This window comes from Nocardia sp. NPDC059228 (assembly GCF_042754245.1).
In the GTDB taxonomy this organism is placed as follows: domain Bacteria; phylum Actinomycetota; class Actinomycetes; order Mycobacteriales; family Mycobacteriaceae; genus Nocardia.
In genome coordinates, this window is the sequence record NZ_JBHZAL010000122.1 from 1 (window position 1) to 1,289 (window position 1,289).

At 72.5% G+C, this 1,289-nt stretch carries 2 protein-coding genes; both read left to right on the plus strand.

Going from position 1 to position 1,289, the window contains the following annotated elements:
• On the plus strand, positions 1-368 hold a 368-nt coding region (locus ACFXKA_RS42870), incomplete at its 5' end, for a PH domain-containing protein (protein ID WP_379431887.1).
• Positions 365-1,289: PH domain-containing protein (locus ACFXKA_RS42875; protein WP_379431888.1), on the plus strand; the 925-nt coding region annotated here is incomplete at its 3' end. The genes ACFXKA_RS42870 and ACFXKA_RS42875, both read left to right, overlap by 4 nt.

Below are 1,289 nucleotides of genomic sequence, written 5' to 3' on the forward strand. Positions count from 1 at the left end.
TCATAGCCCCGGCCCGCGTCTGGCTGCTGGTGCCCGCCGCCGCCCTGGCGGCGCTCGGCCTGGCCTGCGCGGTGGTCATGCCGGTCTGGTGGTTCCGGGTGCACCGCTGGGAGGTGACGGACGAAGCGGTCTACGTCCGCACCGGCTACTTCTGGCAGGAGTGGCGCATCGCCCCCATGTCCCGGATCCAGACCGTCGACACCGTACGGGGGCCGCTGGAGCAGCTGTTCAAGCTCTCCACCGTCATCGTCACCACCGCCTCCTCCAAAGGAGCCGTACGGATAGAGGGGCTCGGCCATGAGCTGGCCGCCGAGCTGGCCGAGCGGCTGACACACATCACGCAGGCGACGCCCGGGGACGCCACGTGAGCACGGCCGCCGTCCCCGCCCCCGGGGAGGAGTGGCGCAAGCTCGACCGGCGCACCCTGCTGGTCACCGCCGCCGTCATGACCGGCGTCGCGACGGGCGCCGGAGTACCCACCGCCGTCGCCCTGTCCGGGGGCATGGGGGCGGGACGCGCGCTCGCCTGGGTGCTGCCGGCGGCCCTGCTGCTGATCGTCTGCGGCATCGGCGGCGACTACGTCCGCTGGCGCCGGACCCGCTACCGCATCGGCCCCGACCGGGCCGAACTCCACACCGGCCTGCTCCTGGTCAAACGCCGCTCACTGGGCCGCGAACGGATCAGGAGCGTCGATCTGACGGCCAACCTGCTGCTGCGGATCCTCGGCCTGGTGAAGGTCCGGATCGGCACGGGCGAGCACACCGGCGGCGAATCCACCCTGGAACTCGACCCGGTCACCCGCGCGGAGGGCGAGCGCCTCCGTACGGAACTGCTGGGCCGCACCCCCTCCGACACCGCCGGAGCGCACCGGGACGGCATGCTGGCCGTCCTCGACCCCCGCTGGATCCGGTACGCGCCCGTCTCCTTCGTCGCGCCCCTGCTGGGCGGAGCGGCGGCGGGCGGTGTGATGCAGGTCAGCGAGTGGTTCGGGGTCCAGCACGAGGTGATCGGCTGGATCGGCGACCGGTTCCGTGACACCTCGATCCTCACGATGGTCGTGGTGCTCGTGGTCGCGGCGCTCCTCGCGGGCATAGTCGGCTCCCTCGGCCTCTGGGTCGAGATGTGGTGGAACTACCGGCTGGAGCGCGAGCCCGGCGGCACTCTGCGCGTCAGACGCGGTCTGTTCACCTCACGGTCCGTCTCCATAGAGGAGCGCAGGCTGCGGGGCGTGGAGCTGGTCGAGCCGCTGGGTGTGCGACTGGTCGGCGCCGCACGGGTCGACGCCTGGC